This is a genomic window from Streptomyces sp. M2CJ-2, from assembly GCF_016757295.1.
Lineage (GTDB): Bacteria > Actinomycetota > Actinomycetes > Streptomycetales > Streptomycetaceae > Streptomyces.
In genome coordinates, this window is the sequence record NZ_JAESIF010000068.1 from 1 (window position 1) to 16,231 (window position 16,231).

The following is a 16,231-nucleotide window of genomic DNA, read 5'->3' on the forward strand; positions in this document are numbered from 1 at the left end:
GCTCCAGCTCGAACACGGCCGCACCACCTGAACGAAGATCACGAAACGTCACGAATGGTTACCGAGAAGGATTCACTGGCCTCGTGGCAGGGCTCGGCGCATGGTTGTACATCGATTTCCGGAAAGATCAGGCCCCCTGCCGGAAACTGCTGCAGCACGAGCGCATCCCCACGGCTCTCGGAGCGGCCCACAAATCCAACATGAGTTGCGCGGAGCTTGGTGCCGCTATCGAACGTGCGACAAACGGGGCGGAGCCGGGTCAGCATTCGCTGAAGCAGGCTCAGGCGATGAAGGGGGTCCTGGTGGCAATCGACGATGTCATCGAGGAAGAGCACGCCCCCCTGGACCGACAGTTGACCGGTCCCATTTCGACAGCGCTGACCAGCTACGCCAAGGACCTCTACAAGATCCTGATCCCCGGCGACATCGAATACAGTCGCCGCACATTGCCATGGGACAAGGCATGGACGGACTCTGAAGGCGCACACATGTCGTTTTCGCACGAGTCACTGGTCCGCATCATGATGTCCCTTTCCTCCGACCCCGAGGCCTACGCAACGCTACGCGAGAGCATAGCTCAACAAGCCGCTCAAGATCTCGCCAACGCACCCAGTAAAAAGCTCAAGAGCGGCCTGTCCGGTTTTCCCGCGATCGCCGGACGAGCGCTTGGCATCATGGACGCAGTAGCCATTGCTGCACGGGAGGACACAGAAAAGGAAAAGCGAAACGAGTGGGAGGAGAAGGTATTCACCCGCCTGTCATCGAACAGGGCTGGGCGTGTTCCTTCGTTTGAGGATGACCCCGATGGGCACATCATCGCCGCATGGAAGAAGACCCTCCCTTCAGCCCCGCCCGACGACCTCCTTGAAGTCCTCGAAACACAGAGCCCCGAACTGGTCCGCGTGTGGACCACGGCCCTGGGCACAAGCAACACGGAACAGTCCTCTCTGATCCACGAGGCTCGTGGAACAGCCTGGTCCGCGCAGAATTACACGCTGCGGCACCGGCGCAACTGATGCTCCGGGCAAGGCCCGGTCCTGCCGCGTGGTAATGGACGACAGGGTGGACACCTCCCGCGCGTGTCCACCCTGGTCGTTTTCTGCGTGCGCTGTGCGCGGTTGCCCTACATGAAGTAGCCGGCGCCCCTCAGGTCGCCGCCGCGGTAGTCACCGCCGGCGGCGCCGACGGTCTTGCCGATGCTGACCAGAGCCTGGTGGATGCCGGAGGCGTGGCGGTCCCACTCCTTGGTCTTCTTGGTGAATTCCTCGTACGCCTCACCACCCCAGCCCTCGGCCGCTTCCAGCACGGCCTTCTTGAGGGCCTCGAGGTCCTCCTCGAGCTTCTTGGCCTGGTCGCCGAGTTCGGTGGCGAGCGCGTCCATGGTGCCGTAGGTGACGGCGAGTTCGCTGTAGTGAGGTGCGGACATGTCTTCCTCGTTTCTTTGGGAGCCGGCAGGTCGTCTTCGAGGACTCGCGTCAGTACTTGCTGAGTGCCGAGGTCTTTCCACCGAGGTCTTCCACCGAGATCTTGGCGACGTCGGCCTCGATCTGGTCCTCGAGCTTGCGCTTGTCGGCCTTGTTCAGCTGGATGCCCTCGAGGAAGTCGTCGAGCATACGGCCGATCGAGGCCATGTGGCTGTTGATCTCCGTCTGCTTCTTGTCGAAGGCGATGGCGCCCTGGCCGGTCCAGTGCTTCTCGATCATGTCGATCGTTGCCTGGAGTCGGGTGAGAGACTGCCGGATCGAGTCGTACCGGTCTACGACGTTCGTCTGGAGCTTCTCTACTTGGGCCTCGTAAAGCTTGCGGCCTTCAGCCATTTCGGCAGTCCCTTTCGTGAGAGCGGTGGTGCGGTGCGGTGTGGCACCGCGTGGTGGTGGTCAGTTGTGCCGGGGGCCGGCTGGTGTGTGCGCTTTCCCTATGCGCGTCGTCGTGAGCGGATCACGGCGAAGGCGCCGCCCCCGATCGCCAGGACCGCCGCTGCGGCTCCGAGGGTCACCCAGAGGGTGGTGTTGTCGGAAGTCCCCGTGTCGGAGGCGGCTGTTGATGTCTGGTCACCGCCATCCGATGTTTCCGGTTTCTTCGAGGGCTCGGGCGACGGTGAGGCGGAGACGGCCACCGGGTTACCCGAATCGTCCAGGATGCCTATGGCGTTCTCCCTGGCGAGCGGGTCGGTGCCGGGCGAGCCGGGCTTGTAGTCCTCGCTCATCAGGACCTTGCGCGGACGGATCAGGCCGTAGCCGAGGTAAACGCTCGGGTCGTCCTTGGCCCAACTGCGGCCTGCGGTGTCGATGAGGCTGGCGAGGACCTGGTTGGCGGTCCAGTCGGGGTGGGCGGACCAGACGAGGGCGGCAGCGGCGGAGGTGAGGGCGGTGGCAGCACTCGTTCCTCCCTGGTCGCAGTACGAGCTGAAGGTCTTGTCACACCAGCCGGGCATATTCAGTCCCGGAGCTGCCAAGTCGACATAGTTTCCGTACTCCGAGAATTTCGCTACTTTCCCGGACTCGTCCGATGCGGCAACACCGACTACATAGGGATAGGCGGCGGGATACCCAATGAGGTTCTTTTTTTCCGCGTCATTTCCCACGGAAGCGAACATCAGCTTGCCCTTGGAGTGGGCGTACTTTACGGCAGCCTCCGCTTTAGAGTCGCTACCGCCCTCAAACGACATACTGATGATTTTGGCGTCGCTGTCAGCAGCAGCTCTGATCGCTTCGGCCGGGGTCGGAGTCTTACTTATCTCCGCCTTGTCCTTCAGAACATCGGTGAAAACGATCCGGTAAGGCACAATTCTGGCTCCGGGAGCAAGCCCCTTTATTCCTCCGCCCGCGCCGGTACCGGCGATCAACTCTGCCATGGTTGTGCCATGACCATCGTAATCATCAGTGGCCCCATAAGCGACAGCCTGCGGCACGTCGCCCGCGAGCACCTGCCCTTTCAGGGAAGGAGTTTCAGGGTTGACACCAGAATCGATGACCGCAACCTTGACCCCCTTTCCTGTGCTCACTTTCCACATCTCATCGGTTTTCATCGCCGACAGGTACCACTGCTGCGACTGGGCGTCTGCAGCTGCTGCACCGGATGTCAGACCGGTCGACAGGATGACCACAGCGCCAAGTACTGAGCAGGCACCAACACCCCAGCTCCTGTGTTGCCTTCGAGAAGGCGCGCTCCGCTTAATGCGTCGACTGAACCTTGACACCATGTTTCTGCCTGTCTTTCTTCAATCCGGTCAGTCGGTCGCCGACTTGTCGCCACGTTGCTCATCGCGACGTGAACGACCCGTCCCGGAGCCGCGGTTGCTTGTGGCGCCACGTTGCACCCCGGAGCCCTCGGAGGTGCGTCCGCTGTTCCTTGTGCCAGGAACCCTTCCGTTGGGCATTCCGACGACACCGTCAGGGCTGCTGACGGAACGACGGGACGCCTGCCCTGTGCTCGACCTCGCAGGAGACGCTCCGATCACGCCGTGCTGACCGGGCCTCTGTCCAGCCGCGCGCGGGCCGGAAGTGCCTTCGCCACCGATGACCGTGCCACGCGGCAGCTTGGAGCTGTTGCCGCCAGGCGCAGCGCCAGTGACGGGCCGCCCGCCGACAACGCCATCGCTGTTGCGCCCGGGACCACTGCGACTGGACGGTGAAGCTCCCATAGCACCCGCAGGACCTCGGGGGACACCTCCAACATGTCCGGGCACCGGCCCTGCGGGCTTCGGTACCCCGCCGACGATGCCACGTCCCACAGGGCCAGTTCTGGGACTCCCTGCTTGCCCCGGCAGCGCGGTACGTCCCACTGGTCCCAGAGGACCGGTCCCACGGCTTCCCACCGGCCCCGGCGTAGCAGCACGTGGACTCTGTCCCAGAGGACCAGGTCCCGTACGAGCTGCCGGGCCATTGCCCGCCGCGCCTCCGGCTCGTCCCTGCGATGAAGGGGGAATTTTGGCCGCAGGCACGTCCCTGGGTCCCGTGGTGCGTCCGGCTGCCCCGCGAAGGACGGGTGGAACCGCTCTGGTGGCAACGGGGGGGATTGGTCCCTGCTGGCCAACGGGACCAGTTGTTGCCGGTGGTGTGGCCGTGGTCGGTTTTACGGCTTCCTGCGGCAGCAACGTACCAACGCTGTTGATCTCTGTGCCGACTCGCTGGTCTGGACGTACAACGGGATCGGCGGTCGCCTTGGTGGCTGGCGCCAGCTCCCCTGCCGGCCGGGACTGCCCTGCAAGGGAATTAGCCGGCTCTCGGTCCGCAGCTGCAGCTGCCGGGTCACCGATCCCAGGAAGCCTCGGGACCTCCCGCTCCCCAGGAGGAACCACACGGTTACCACCCGACGGCTCCGGGACCCCCGCGTCCGGCATCTTGGGAAACACCGGCTCCTCCGTCTTCGCCATCGTCCCCGCCGACACCGTGTAGAACGACGCCAGTCGGTACATCTGGTTGATGGCTTCCTGGCGGTGGTCCTCCGCCTTCACCGCTGCCGTGTACTCGTCGTTGCTGTCGACCCGCTTGGCCTCGGGGATCTCCTCGACCCGCTTGGGGTCGGTGCGACTGTCGCGCGGGGGCATGGACTTGCGGACGGAGGCGAGGCCGGAGCCGGCGGCCATGACCTGGGTGCCGACGACGTCGGCGTAGCCGGCGATGCCTTCGGCGGTCTTGACGAGGCTGGTGGCCCATGTGGTGAAGGCGGTCTGGGACTCGCCCTTCCAGTCGATGTCGCCGAGGAGGTTGTCCTTGAGTTCGTCGGCGGCCTTCTGGATGGCGTCCCGGGCGTCGACGAGGGCGGTGCCGGCGGACTCCAGGAGTTCCGGGTTGGCGGACTCGACGATGTCGATCATCTGATTGAGGTCGTGGTTCTCGAAGCTCGTGGAACCGAAGTGGATGCCCCGGACCGAGCCCAACGGGCTGACGGCGAGGCTGGTCATGCTCGTGACGGCATCGAGCATGTTGTTCTGTGCCAGCGCCTCCTGCCGCTCCTCCTGGTGCAGGTCCGGCTTGTTCTCTTCGCCGCTCATCAGTACCCCGTGTCGGTCTGGTCGGCGCGGTTCTCCCGCTTGCTGTGCTGGTTGAGCATCTCTTCTCGCGTCTGGTTGACCTCGAGCCGGATCTCGTGGAACCGCCGACGCTGTTCCTCTTCGAGGTTGTCGAAGGTGACGTCCACGCCGTGTACGGCGATCCGCATGGCCTCGAGTTGGAGTCCCAGCGACTTGGAGAGGGCGGTGATGCGCTCGTGGACGCGCTCGTACTCCAGGTGGAGCATCTTGCCCTCCGGGAAGGCGCCGCTGCCGAAGGCCGTCTCCGGCAGGCTGTGGGCCCGGACCTTCGACGGACCGCCCGGCGATTCCTCGAAGGTGGAAAGCAGGTCGTCCACCCGCTTCTTGAACGTCGACAACGCCATCACACCGCGGCGCAGATCCGCCGCGCTTCCGCCCCCGTCGGCAAAAAGCACTCTGCTTTCCTCCCCGTTCTCCCCGTGCTGTGGCCGGATCCGCGCACGTCACCTGACGGCTCGCGCCCTTGCGGCGATCACGGCCGCAACCACAACGGAATCGCAACGGAACCACTCTAGTGATCCGCGCCGACAGTCCCAACTGCCATATCCAGTCGTGGTACTGACACTCGACGGACCCTCACCCGTCGTTCACCGGACAATACGGCTCTCACTTCGGTCACGGACACCCCGACCGTGGTCCAGCGGTCTTTCTCACATTGCAGTGCGGTCCCTGCGAACGTCCGCCGTCCGGGGCCGTCTGCGTGCGTCCCGGATCGCCACCGCCGTTCCGCCCAGCCCCGCCACCAGGACCGCCGCGCCGACGGCGACATAGGTCGCGAGGCGGGCGTTGCGTTCGTCGGCGGTCTCGCCGAGCGGGAGCTTCGCCGCGGTAGGCGCCTCGGCCTTGGCCAAGCCTTCGTCGGGCCGGGGGGACTCGACCGGTCGGTCGTCCTCCGTCAGCGCGCGGACCGGGTCCACCACTCCCCAGCCGACCAGGCGGTCGTGCTGGGCGATGGTGCGTTCCGCGGTCTGTTCGATCTGGGCGACGATCTGGCGCTGGGTCCAGGTGGGGTGCTCGGCCTTGATGAGCGCCGCGATGCCCGCGACGTACGGCGCGGAGAAGCTGGTGCCGTTGTCGGCGCAGTGGCCCCCGCGGGGAACGGTGGAGATGATGTCGACGCCCGGTGCCGCCACGTCGACGAAGTCGCCCGACTGGGAGAAGGACGCGCGTTCGTTGTTGCGGTCGGAGGCGGCGACGGCGAGGACGCCCTCGTAGGAGGCGGGGTAGGTCTTCTTGGTGTTGCCGCCGAATCCGTCGTTGCCCGCCGATGCGACGACGACGACCTCCCGGGCCAGGGCCTCCTTGACCGCCGCTTCCAGCTTCGGGTCCGGTTCGACTGCGCCCGCGGTGTCCTGGGAGATGTTGATGACGTCCGCACCGGCCTGGACGGCGTAGTTGATCGAGTCGGCGAGGGTGTCGGTGTCGCCGTTGCCCTCCGCGTCGTTCTGCTGGATCGGGATGATGGTCGCCTCGGGGGCCAGGCCCACGAAGCCGGTCCCGTCGGTGGGCCGGGCGGCGATGATGCCGGCGACCTTGGTGCCGTGGCCGACGGTGTCGGTGGTGCCGTTCTCGTTGCCCCGCTCGACGGGGTCGCCGTTCTCGTCCTTGAGGCCCTTGGGCAGGAAGTTGCGGCCGCTCTTCACGTCCACCGCGTTCTTCAGCTGGGGGTTCTTCACGTCGACGCCGGTGTCGATGACGGCGACCCGTACGCCCTTGCCCCTGGACTCGCTCCACAGCTCGTCGAGTCGGACGCGCTGGAGGGACCAAGGGCGGCCCGGGTAAGTGGCGTTGGGGTATTCGCACTGGTCGGAGAAGGAGTCCTCCGCGACGGCCGGGGGCGCGATGGCCAGGGAGGCCACCGTCAGCAGGGTCGCGGCGGCTGTCGTGAGGAGAGGGAGGGAGCGAAGGCGCTTGCGTCGCATGGTGGGTGGCGTCCTCCGCTACGAGCCCTGCGGCTGGCGTGCCGCGGCCGTGGACAGGCGGGGGCCCGTGGGGAGGAACGCGGACCAGGCGGCGGGAATCGGCGCGGGGTCCACGTCGGCGTAGCCCAGGCGTGTCTGGGCCTGCTGGGCCTCCTGCTCCAACTGCTTCTTCTCCTCGGCCGACATGCCGATCCCGGCGTCGTCGGTGGCGCTGTCCGCGTTGGACTGCAGGACGTAGCGGAGGCCGGTGTCGGTGACCAGGAAGACGGGGCCCGCCTTCGTCTCCGCGCCCTTGAACTGACGGTAGAGCTGGCCGGAGCCGGGCGTGACGTAGGCGCTGGAGGAACCGGCGGGGAGGTCGGCCGGGAAGTCGGTGCCCGCCCAGGTGCTGAGGGTGGTGGCGCCCTTGTCGCCGACGCCGCGCAGGACGTTGCAGACCGTGTTGCGGCTGCCCTTGGCGTCCGACGCCGAGTTGACCGCCTCGGGGGTGCCGGTCGGCCAGTCGTACTCGGTGCCGAAGGGCTCGCCCGGGACGATCGCCCCGGGGCTCATGTCCAGTGCCTCACCGGCCTGCCCGACTTGCGCCAGGTCCTTGCTGAACAGCAGGAGTTGGGCGACGAAGGCGGACACCGGCGCGACCCGGTCGGGCAGCACGACGTAGTACTGCTCCTTGTTGTTGTCGAACGCCTTGAGCACCGTGCCGACCTTGTCGGCCGACTCGCCGAGCCGGCCGGGGGCGTTCGCGGGTGTGCCGGGCGTGCCCTCGACGTCCGGGAAGGTGATCGGGTCGCCCTGGTGGAGGGTCGCCAGCCATTCCCGGGACACCCTCTGGGGTTCGCGTCCGGAGCCGACGACCGTGCGCAGCAGCAGTTCCAGGTCGGCACCGGTGTCCACCTCGTCGACCCGGTACGCCGTGCCACCCGAGTCCACGATGAAACGTCTGCCGTCGGGGGCCACCACGTAGAGCAGTTCGCCGCCGGTCAACTTCTGCTTGCCCTCGGTCAGTTCCTTCTCGCGGTCGGCGAGGACCAGCGCGGCCTTCTGGATGGACCGGCCGCCCGCGCTCGGACGCTCACAGACCGCCCACCGCTTGGCGGCGCCCGCCTCCTTCTCGGAGGGCAGGCGGTCGGGGGCGTACGGGATGCCGATGGTGAGGCCGTGCGGGATCCTGCCGCTGTCCAGGAGCGACTCGCTCACGGTGACGACGTCGCCCTTTCCGGGGGCGAGGAGGAGCTTGGCGGACGCCATGTTGAGCACGGGGTGCAGCTGGGCCTCGTCGCCGGTCTTCAGGACGACGTACCGGGTGGTCGACTTGCTGGCGATGATCACCTTCTCGTTCGGGGTGTCCCAGCCCTTGGGCGCGGTGGGCTTGAACATGCCCCAGGCGCCGAACACGGCCATGACGATCACGCCGATGACGAGTCCGGGCACCACGCCCCGCAGGGGGCGCGGCGCACCTTCCTCGGAGCCGTGCGGGAACGACTGGACGAAGGCCGCGAGCAAGCGGCGCTTCGCGAAGGTGTAGGCGTTGAGTTGATCCCGCCGAGATGCCATTGGTGAGTTCTCTCCCCGTGTCCCGCCCGTGTGCGTCGGTGTCCGCCCGGGCCCGCCCGTGTCTGCCCGGGCAATGCCGGGGATCGCCGTCCCCTGCCCGCCGATGTCGGACGCGGCCCCTACTATGCCTGGTGTGAGGGGGGAGTTGGGGACCGGGTAGGGTGCCTGGGCCCTTCGGAGCCTGGTGCGGTACCGGAGTTCCAGCAAGTTGTGGGCGAATTGGGGGGATGGAGTGATGGTTGCCGGAACGCGGGCCTCGAGCCGTGACCGGACGGGGGCACGCGACTCCGCCGGACCGGGGTCGCGGGCGACGCGGCAGCCGTCCGCGCGAGGCGGTCTCCATCTCAGGCTGCGTGCGGGGCGGCCGGGTTCGTTCCGGCTGCAACGGATCGTACTGCTGGAGCTCGCGGCCGCCGTCCTCCTCACCGGGTGGGCCATCGGCACCCTGGCGCTGGTGCCCGCCGCCGTTGTCGCCGTCGCGTTGGTCCTGCCGGCCTTCGTCCGTCGCCGGGGCCGCTCCCTGCCCGAATGGGTCGCCACGGCACGGGCCCTGCGCGTCCGGCGGAAGCGCGCACCGGAGCTGGTGATAGCGCCCGGCACCGAACCGGCACTCGCCCCGGCCCTGGAGTGCGATCCGAGCCTGCGCACGTACGCGTACGGCGGCCGGGAGCGGCGGCCCGTCGGCATCATCGGGGACGGGACCTTCGTCACCGCGGTGGTGCAGGTGGAGGGGGACGCCACCGCCCTGCGAGCCGAACGGAGCCGGCGGCCGCTGCCGCTGGCCCTGGTGCGGGACGCGCTCGAGGTGGACGGAATCCTCCTGGAGTCGGCGCAGATCGTGCTGCACACGCAGCCCGCGCCCGCGCTGCACCTGCCGCGTCAGTCCGTGGCCGTCAGCAATTACGCGCCGCTGCAGGAGCAGACCGGCGCTCCCGCGGTGCGGATCACCTGGATCGCGTTGAAGGTCGCCCCGGAGCTGTGTCCGGAGGCCGTGGCGGCCCGGGGCGGGGGCTTGACCGGTGCGCAGAAGTGCGTCGTGCGGGTCGCCGACCACCTCGTCAGCCGGCTGACCGGCGCCGGGTTCCGCGCCACGGTGCTCGACGAGGAGGAGCTGACGTCGGCCATCGCCACGTCGGCCTGCGCCAACCCGCTGGTGACGGCCGAAGCGGGACGGGCGAACCGGCATGAGAGACGCACCGAGGAGTCCAGCCGGAGCTGGCGCTGCGACAACCGCAGGCACACCACGTACTGGATCCGCAAGTGGCCTCAACTGGGTGGCGACCGCGGGGTCTCCCTGCCCCAGTTCGTCGCGCGGGTCACGGCGGTTCCCGCGCTCGCCACCACGGTCAGCCTCACCCTCGCGCGCGCGGACCGGCGGGAGATGTCGCTGCGGGGCCATCTGCGGATCACCGGGCGCAGCTCCGAGGAACTGACCGAAGCACGGCGTGCGGTGGAGAGCGCCGCACGGGAGGCCGGCGCGGCGCTGACGCGGCTCGACCGGGAGCAACTGCCGGGTGTCCTCGCCACTCTGCCCCTCGGAGGTGTTCGGTGACCGCACTGACGACACGGACCGCCGACGGGCCGGACGGGCCCGTCGCGCCGGGAGCCGCGGACGTACCGAGCGGTGCACGGCCGTCGGCCGCCCGGCGGGCGCGCGGCCTGCTGCACGCCGGTTTCGGCCTGCTCGGTCCACGCCACGGCCACCACACCCTGTCCGCGGAGGACGTGGACGCGCTGTCACTGCCCATCGGGGACGACGGCGTCGTCATCGGGGTGGACGCCGAGGGACAGTCGGCGGTGCTGGGGCTGAACCGGCCCACGCCGTACGAGGTCGTGCTCATCGGCGGTCTGTGGACGGCCCAGGTGTTCGCGCTGCGGGCCGCGGCGACCGGTGCGCGGGTGGCCGTGGAGACCGGGCGGGCGCAGGCGTGGACGCAGATGGTCCACGCCATGGGCGGCGGTCAGAACGGGCTCGCGGTCTACGACGTGGGGCGGGTACCGCCGCTGGGCGCCTCGGCCGGCACGCCGGTGCTGGTGGTGCGCGACTGTGGCATGCGGCCGCCGCGGGGACGCGTGGTCTCCGGGCCCTGGAAGTCGGTGCTGACGCTTCTGCCCTATCTCAGTCCCGTCGCGCCCAGGCTGCTCCGGCAGGCGCGTCTCGTGGGGGTGCAGCGGGTGTCGCCGGACGAGGCCGGGGAATTGGGCCGCTCGATGGGCTTGCCCCGGGGTGACGTGGAGGCGTTGCCGACCCTCGCGGACGGCGTCACTCTCTGGTGCGCCGACCGCGACCGGCAGTACGTGATGACTCAACCGACGGACGCCGAGGTCGGGTTGCTGGGTACGCCGCGACGGATGGACTGAAGACACGGCTGCTGTGCGACGTGTTCGCAGGACGGGCCTGCCGGTGTGCCGATGGTGGCGATTAGGCTGGGACCGGGCGCGACGCCAGAACCCGTGGACCGGACGTCGGTGTCCAGGGGGGCCGGTGGGTCGGACGACCGTGATCGGACGAAATCGCAGCGCTCCCGAAACGGCCTCGAACAAGTCTGGATGACGAGAAATGGTCGCCTCAGCACGGCGTGAGGGTGTTCGACCACACCAGGAGGAACTGTGAGCAGCGATCGGGACGGGACGCGCGGGGGCTGGGCGACACCCGGCGATGACCAGCCCGACGCGGAGTCCGCCGTCGAGGCGACGGGCGAGTTCACCATCGACTACGCACCGCCGGCCTGGTACACGCAGAATGCTTCGGAGGGGTCGAGTTCGGGGCCGGGGTCGATGTCGGGGAGCTCCGGGGAGGGGGCCGGTCCTTCGGCTCCTTCGTCTCCTTCGCCTTCTTCGTCTGCTCCCGCTTCGGGGCCGGACGGGCCCGTTCCGCCGTTGCCCGGGGTGACTCCGCCGCCCGCTCCCTTCACACCGCCGTCTCCCGCGCCGGGAGCCCCGTTCACTCCGCCCGCTCCGCCGTCCGGGGGGCCGGTCGCCGTGCCCCGGCTTCCGGTGGGCAGCGGTTTCGAGCCGCAGCAGCCTCCGCAAGGGGACGAGCGGGGCGAGGCGCCCGTGCCCACTCCCCCGTCCGCACCCGAGCCGGAACCCGGCTCCGGTAACGGCGATCTCGAGAGCGGTGCCACCATCCGGTTCTCCCCCGCCGCCCTGAAGCGGGAGATCCGGGAGCCCGAGACCGAGGCCGCACCTGAGACGGAGACGGAGGCGTCTCCGAAGCCGGATACGCGGCTGGAGTCGGCCGCCGCTCAGGACGGGACCGACGACGTCGAGGCCGCCGAGGCCGCTGCGGCCGCCGACGGTCTTGAGGGCGAGAGCGACGCCGAGGACTCCGAGGACGCTGTCGTCGTGGCCGAGGCCGAGGCAGACGCGCCCGAAACCGAGGGCGCCGAGCCGGTGGTGGGTGACGCGCCGGGGGTCGACGTGGTCGGCTCCGACCGTGTGGACGACGCCACGGAAACCTCGGACGACTCGGATGACGCCGACAGCGCAGACAGCGCACCTCAGGATGCCGTCCCGGCCCCCTCCGACCCTCCGGCCGCGGCCGCCTGGACTCCCCCGGCGCCACCGGTGCCCCCGCCGTACCCCGCCGCCCCGGCACCCGCGAGCCAGTGGCCCGCACAGCCACCGCAGGCCCCCGCGGCGGCCCCCACTCCGGCACCGGCACCGGCACCGCCCACGGACGCGGAAGTGCCCGCGCAGCAGCCGCCGTTCCAGCCGCAGGCGCCGCAGCCCGCGCCCGCCGCCTGGAACGCGCCGGACGGGCCGACGCCTCCGCAGCACCAGGCACCGGCGCCGCCCGCTCCGCAGGCCGGGTACGGCTTCCCCCAGCCGGGCGTTCCCGCTCCCGGCGCTCCCGCCGGTTACGGGTTCCCGCCCGCCGGTCCCGTGCCGGCCGCCCCGACTCCCCCGGCTCAGCCGGGCGGTTACGGCTTCCCGCAGCAACCGCCGGCACATCAGGCGCCTCCGCAGCAGCCCGTACCGCCGCAGGCACAGCCCCAGCAGCCCGTACCGCCGCAGCCTCAGCAGCCGCAGGCCGCCCAGCAGGGGTTCCCCCTCCAGCAGCCTCAGCCCCAGCCCCCGCACGCCGGTCAGGTTCCGCAGCCGCCCGTCGACCCCCGCGCCGGGGCCGCCTGGCCGCAGCCGATCCAGCACGACCAGCGGCAGCAGACCAACCCCGGGGCCGCGCCGCTCGGTTACACCGCGGCCGTGGAACTGTCGTCGGACCGGCTGCTCAACAGCAAGAAGCAGAAGGCGAAGAGCACTCGGCCGGCCGCGGGCGGGTCGCGTTTCAAGTTGGGCGGGAAGAAGGAGGAAGCCGAGCGGCAGCGGAAACTGGAGCTGATCCGTACGCCGGTGCTGTCCTGCTACCGGATCGCCGTGATCAGTCTCAAGGGCGGTGTCGGCAAGACGACCACGACCACCGCGCTCGGCGCCACCCTCGCCAGTGAGCGGCAGGACAAGATCCTCGCGATCGACGCCAACCCCGACGCCGGCACGCTCGGCCGCCGGGTGCGGCGGGAGACCGGGGCCACCATCCGTGACCTGGTGCAGGCGATCCCCCACCTCAACTCGTACATGGACATCCGGCGGTTCACCTCCCAGGCCCCCTCCGGCCTGGAGATCATCGCCAACGACGTCGACCCCGCCGTCTCGACGACCTTCAACGACGAGGACTACCGGCGGGCCATCGACGTTCTGGGCAAGCAGTACCCGATCATCCTCACCGACTCCGGTACGGGTCTGCTCTACAGCGCCATGCGCGGGGTACTGGACCTGGCCGACCAGCTCATCATCATCTCGACGCCGTCCGTGGACGGCGCGAGCAGCGCCAGCACGACGCTGGACTGGCTGTCGGCCCACGGGTACGCGGATCTCGTCTCGCGGTCGCTCACGGTCATCTCGGGTGTGCGCGAGACCGGCAAGATGATCAAGGTCGACGACATCGTGTCGCACTTCCAGACCCGTTGCCGGGGTGTGATCGTCGTACCGTTCGACGAGCATCTGGCCGCCGGTGCGGAGGTCGATCTCGACATGATGCGGCCGAAGGTGCGGGAGGCGTATTTCAACCTCGCGTCGCTGGTCGCCGAGGACTTCGTCCGGCACCAGCAGTCGCACGGCCTGTGGACCTCCGACGGCAACCCGCCGCCGGTCGCCGCCCCGCCGCTGCCGGGGCAGTACGTCCCGGGGCAGCACATGCCGGGACAGCCGTACCCCGGACAGCCGGGCCCGTACCCCCAGCAGCCGCAGCCCGGTCAGCCGTACGCTCCTCCCGGCCAGCCGGGGCAGCCGGGACAGCCCCACCCGCAGCAGGGCCAGGGCCACCCCCGGCCCCCCGCGCCGCCCGGCCCGGCGTACCCGCAGGCCGCTCCCGGCCAGCCGTACCCCCAGCCCGGCTACGGCTATCCGTACCCGGGCCCGCCCGGCCACCCGGACCAGCACGGCGGGGGGCAGACACCACCCCCGCAGGCTCCGCCTCCGCAGGCACCGCCCCCGCAGCAGTAGGGAATGTCACCCGATCGGCCCCTTTCGAGGGGCCGATCCCGTTTCCGGCCCGCACCGTTCACCCACGGGTGCGGGCTCTCCCGTATTCGGGGTGCGGCGCAGCGCCAGGCGCTGGCCAGGAGTGCTTCAGTGGTCTCGACCAATGGGCGCAAAGTACTCGCCAATTCGTTATTTCCGCAGGCCACATGGGGTGTGTGCGCCGTTGACGACCGCCAGATGCCGCTGATAGACACTCACCACTCACCTGATCAACCAGTCCTACCCGTGCGAGTGATGACGCGAGGTCAGCGACCCTATGGACACGAACGATCAGTACGGCGGTCACCACGAGACCGGACGTCCGGGCACCGGGCCACGGTCCGGACCACGGACCGGGATCGGCGTTCCGCGCCGGGTCCGGCTCGCCACGGCGGCCGGTGCGGCCGCGCTCGCCCTCACCGCCGGGCTCGCGACCCCGCTCGACCCGGCGCCGCGGCAGGCCCGGGCGGCCGACGGCGGGAAGCAGACGCTGACCGTCGCGGTGGCGCAGAGCGTCGACTCGCTCAGCCCGTTCCTCGCGGTGCGGCTGCTCAGTACGAGCATTCACCGGCTCACGTACGAGTACCTGACCAACTACGACCCCGAGGACAACCGGGTCGTGCCGGGCCTGGCCACCGAGTGGAAGTCGTCCCCGGACAAGTTGACGTGGACGTACACCATCCGCTCCGACTCGAAGTGGTCGGACGGGCGGCAGGCCACCGCCGAGGACGCGGCGTGGACGTTCAACACGATGATGACCGACGAGAGCGCGGCCACGGCCAACGGCAGCTTCGTCGCCAACTTCGAGAAGGTCACCGCGCCGAGCCCGACCGAGCTGGTCATCCGGCTGAAGAAGCCGCAGGCCACCATGACGGCGCTGGACGTGCCGATCGTGCCCAGGCACGTGTGGGAGAAGGTCGACGACTTCTCGAAGTTCAACAACGACAAGGACTTCCCGGTCGTCGGCAACGGGCCGTTCGTCCTCACCGACTACAAGCCCGACAGCTATGTGCGGCTGGTGCCCAACAAGGACTTCTGGCGCGGGGCGCCGAAGTTCGACGAGTTGCTCTTCCGGTACTACAAGGACCAGGACGCGGCGGTGTCCGCGCTGCGCAAGGGTGAGGTGTCGTTCGTCGCCGGGTCACCGTCCCTGACGCCGGCGCAGGCGGCCTCGCTCCGGAACGAGAAGAACATCAAGGTCAACGACGCGCCCGGCCGCCGCTTCTACGCCCTCGCCACCAATCCGGGCGCGAAGGCCAGGAACGGCGAGAAGATGGGGGACGGGCACCCTTCGCTGCTGGACCAGCGGGTCCGCAACGCGCTGTTCCGGGCGGTGGACCGGAAGACCATCATCGACAAGGTGTTCCAGGGCCACGCGGAGCCGGGCGCGGGCTACATCCCGCCGCGGTACGGGCAGTACTTCTGGGAACCGTCGGCCGACCAGGAGCTGGCGTACGACCCGGCGGAGGCGGCCCGACTGCTCGATCAGGCGGGCTACAAGAAGAACGGTGACGGCAAGCGGGTCGGCAAGGACGGCAAGCCGCTGAACTACCGGGTCCTGTGCCACGCCACCGACCCGAACGACAAGGCCGTCGGAAAGTACCTCGAGGAGTGGTGGGGCGACCTCGGCATCGGGATCACGCTCAGCTGTCTGGACAACGTGACCGATCCATGGCTCGCCGGCGAGTACGACCTGGCCTTCGACGGCTGGTCGGTCAACCCCGACCCCGACTTCGTCCTGTCGATCCACACCTGCGGGGCGCTTCCGGCGACCCCGAAGGACACCGGCGCGACCGACAACTTCATCTGCGACAAGAAGTACGACGAGCTGTACGCCCAGCAGTTGGTCGAGTACGACCCCGCCAAACGGGCGAACATCGTCCAGCAGATGGAGTCACGGCTGTACGACCTCGGGTACATGAACGTCATGGCGTATCCGAACGCGGTCGAGGCGTACCGCACCGACCAGATCGAGTCGATCACCACGATGCCGAAAAAGGCCGGCAACCTCTACGGCCAGGACGGTTACTGGAGTTGGTGGTCCGCGGTGCCGGCGAGCTCCGGTGAGGCCTCCGAGAGCGGGTCGTCGACGGGTGTGGCCGTCGGGATCGCCGCGGGTGCCGTGGTCCTCGTCGGGCTGGGGGTGTTCGTGGCGATGCGGCGGCGGGCCACCGCCGAGGACCGCGAGTAGGGCGGG

Annotated in this window: 12 protein-coding genes; 5 read left to right on the forward strand and 7 right to left on the reverse strand. The window is 69.3% G+C overall.

Going from position 1 to position 16,231, the window contains the following annotated elements:
* The first annotated feature begins 83 nt into the window (after positions 1–83).
* The gene (locus JL475_RS31730) at positions 84–1,016 is read left to right on the forward strand and encodes a hypothetical protein (protein WP_202281513.1); all 933 of its coding nucleotides are present in this window, start codon (positions 84–86) and stop codon (positions 1,014–1,016) included.
* Between the two features lie 107 nt (positions 1,017–1,123).
* On the opposite strand, the gene JL475_RS31735 is transcribed toward JL475_RS31730, so the two are convergent.
* From JL475_RS31735 to eccB, 7 genes are all read right to left on the reverse strand, one after another.
* Positions 1,124–1,426, reverse strand: a complete 303-nt coding sequence (locus JL475_RS31735; protein WP_202281515.1) for a WXG100 family type VII secretion target — start codon at positions 1,424–1,426, stop codon at positions 1,124–1,126.
* A 49-nt stretch (positions 1,427–1,475) separates the two neighbouring features.
* Positions 1,476–1,817, reverse strand: a complete 342-nt coding sequence (locus JL475_RS31740) for a WXG100 family type VII secretion target (protein WP_202281526.1) — start codon at positions 1,815–1,817, stop codon at positions 1,476–1,478.
* A 98-nt stretch (positions 1,818–1,915) separates the two neighbouring features.
* Positions 1,916–3,106: a S8 family serine peptidase gene (locus tag JL475_RS31745; protein WP_307825208.1), complete on the reverse strand. Its 1,191-nt coding sequence runs from the start codon at positions 3,104–3,106 to the stop codon at positions 1,916–1,918.
* 123 nt (positions 3,107–3,229) lie between these two features.
* The gene (locus JL475_RS31750) at positions 3,230–4,996 is read right to left on the reverse strand and encodes a hypothetical protein (protein WP_202281530.1); all 1,767 of its coding nucleotides are present in this window, start codon (positions 4,994–4,996) and stop codon (positions 3,230–3,232) included.
* Complete coding sequence (locus JL475_RS31755) at positions 4,996–5,430, reverse strand: hypothetical protein (RefSeq protein WP_307825209.1); 435 nt, start codon at positions 5,428–5,430, stop codon at positions 4,996–4,998. Before JL475_RS31755 ends, JL475_RS31750 begins: the two co-directional genes overlap by 1 nt.
* Positions 5,431–5,685: 255 nt before the next feature.
* The gene (mycP, locus tag JL475_RS31760) at positions 5,686–6,957 is read right to left on the reverse strand and encodes a type VII secretion-associated serine protease mycosin (protein WP_202281532.1); all 1,272 of its coding nucleotides are present in this window, start codon (positions 6,955–6,957) and stop codon (positions 5,686–5,688) included.
* A gap of 18 nt (positions 6,958–6,975) precedes the next feature.
* Positions 6,976–8,511 (reverse strand): type VII secretion protein EccB, encoded by a 1,536-nt coding sequence (eccB, locus tag JL475_RS31765; RefSeq protein WP_202281534.1) that lies wholly within the window; start codon positions 8,509–8,511, stop codon positions 6,976–6,978.
* A 235-nt stretch (positions 8,512–8,746) separates the two neighbouring features.
* Here eccB and eccE point away from each other — a divergent pair, with 235 nt between their 5' ends.
* The 4 genes from eccE to JL475_RS31785 all read left to right on the forward strand — a co-directional run bounded on the left by eccE (position 8,747) and on the right by JL475_RS31785 (position 16,225).
* Positions 8,747–10,063 (forward strand): type VII secretion protein EccE, encoded by a 1,317-nt coding sequence (gene eccE / locus JL475_RS31770; RefSeq protein ID WP_202281536.1) that lies wholly within the window; start codon positions 8,747–8,749, stop codon positions 10,061–10,063.
* Complete coding sequence (locus tag JL475_RS31775) at positions 10,060–10,872, forward strand: hypothetical protein (protein ID WP_202281538.1); 813 nt, start codon at positions 10,060–10,062, stop codon at positions 10,870–10,872. The genes eccE and JL475_RS31775 overlap by 4 nt, the downstream gene beginning before the upstream one ends.
* 249 nt (positions 10,873–11,121) lie before the next feature.
* Complete coding sequence (locus tag JL475_RS31780) at positions 11,122–14,016, forward strand: SCO5717 family growth-regulating ATPase (RefSeq protein ID WP_202281540.1); 2,895 nt, start codon at positions 11,122–11,124, stop codon at positions 14,014–14,016.
* A 295-nt stretch (positions 14,017–14,311) separates the two neighbouring features.
* Positions 14,312–16,225, forward strand: a complete 1,914-nt coding sequence (locus JL475_RS31785) for an ABC transporter substrate-binding protein (protein ID WP_202281542.1) — start codon at positions 14,312–14,314, stop codon at positions 16,223–16,225.
* Positions 16,226–16,231: the final 6 nt, after the last annotated feature.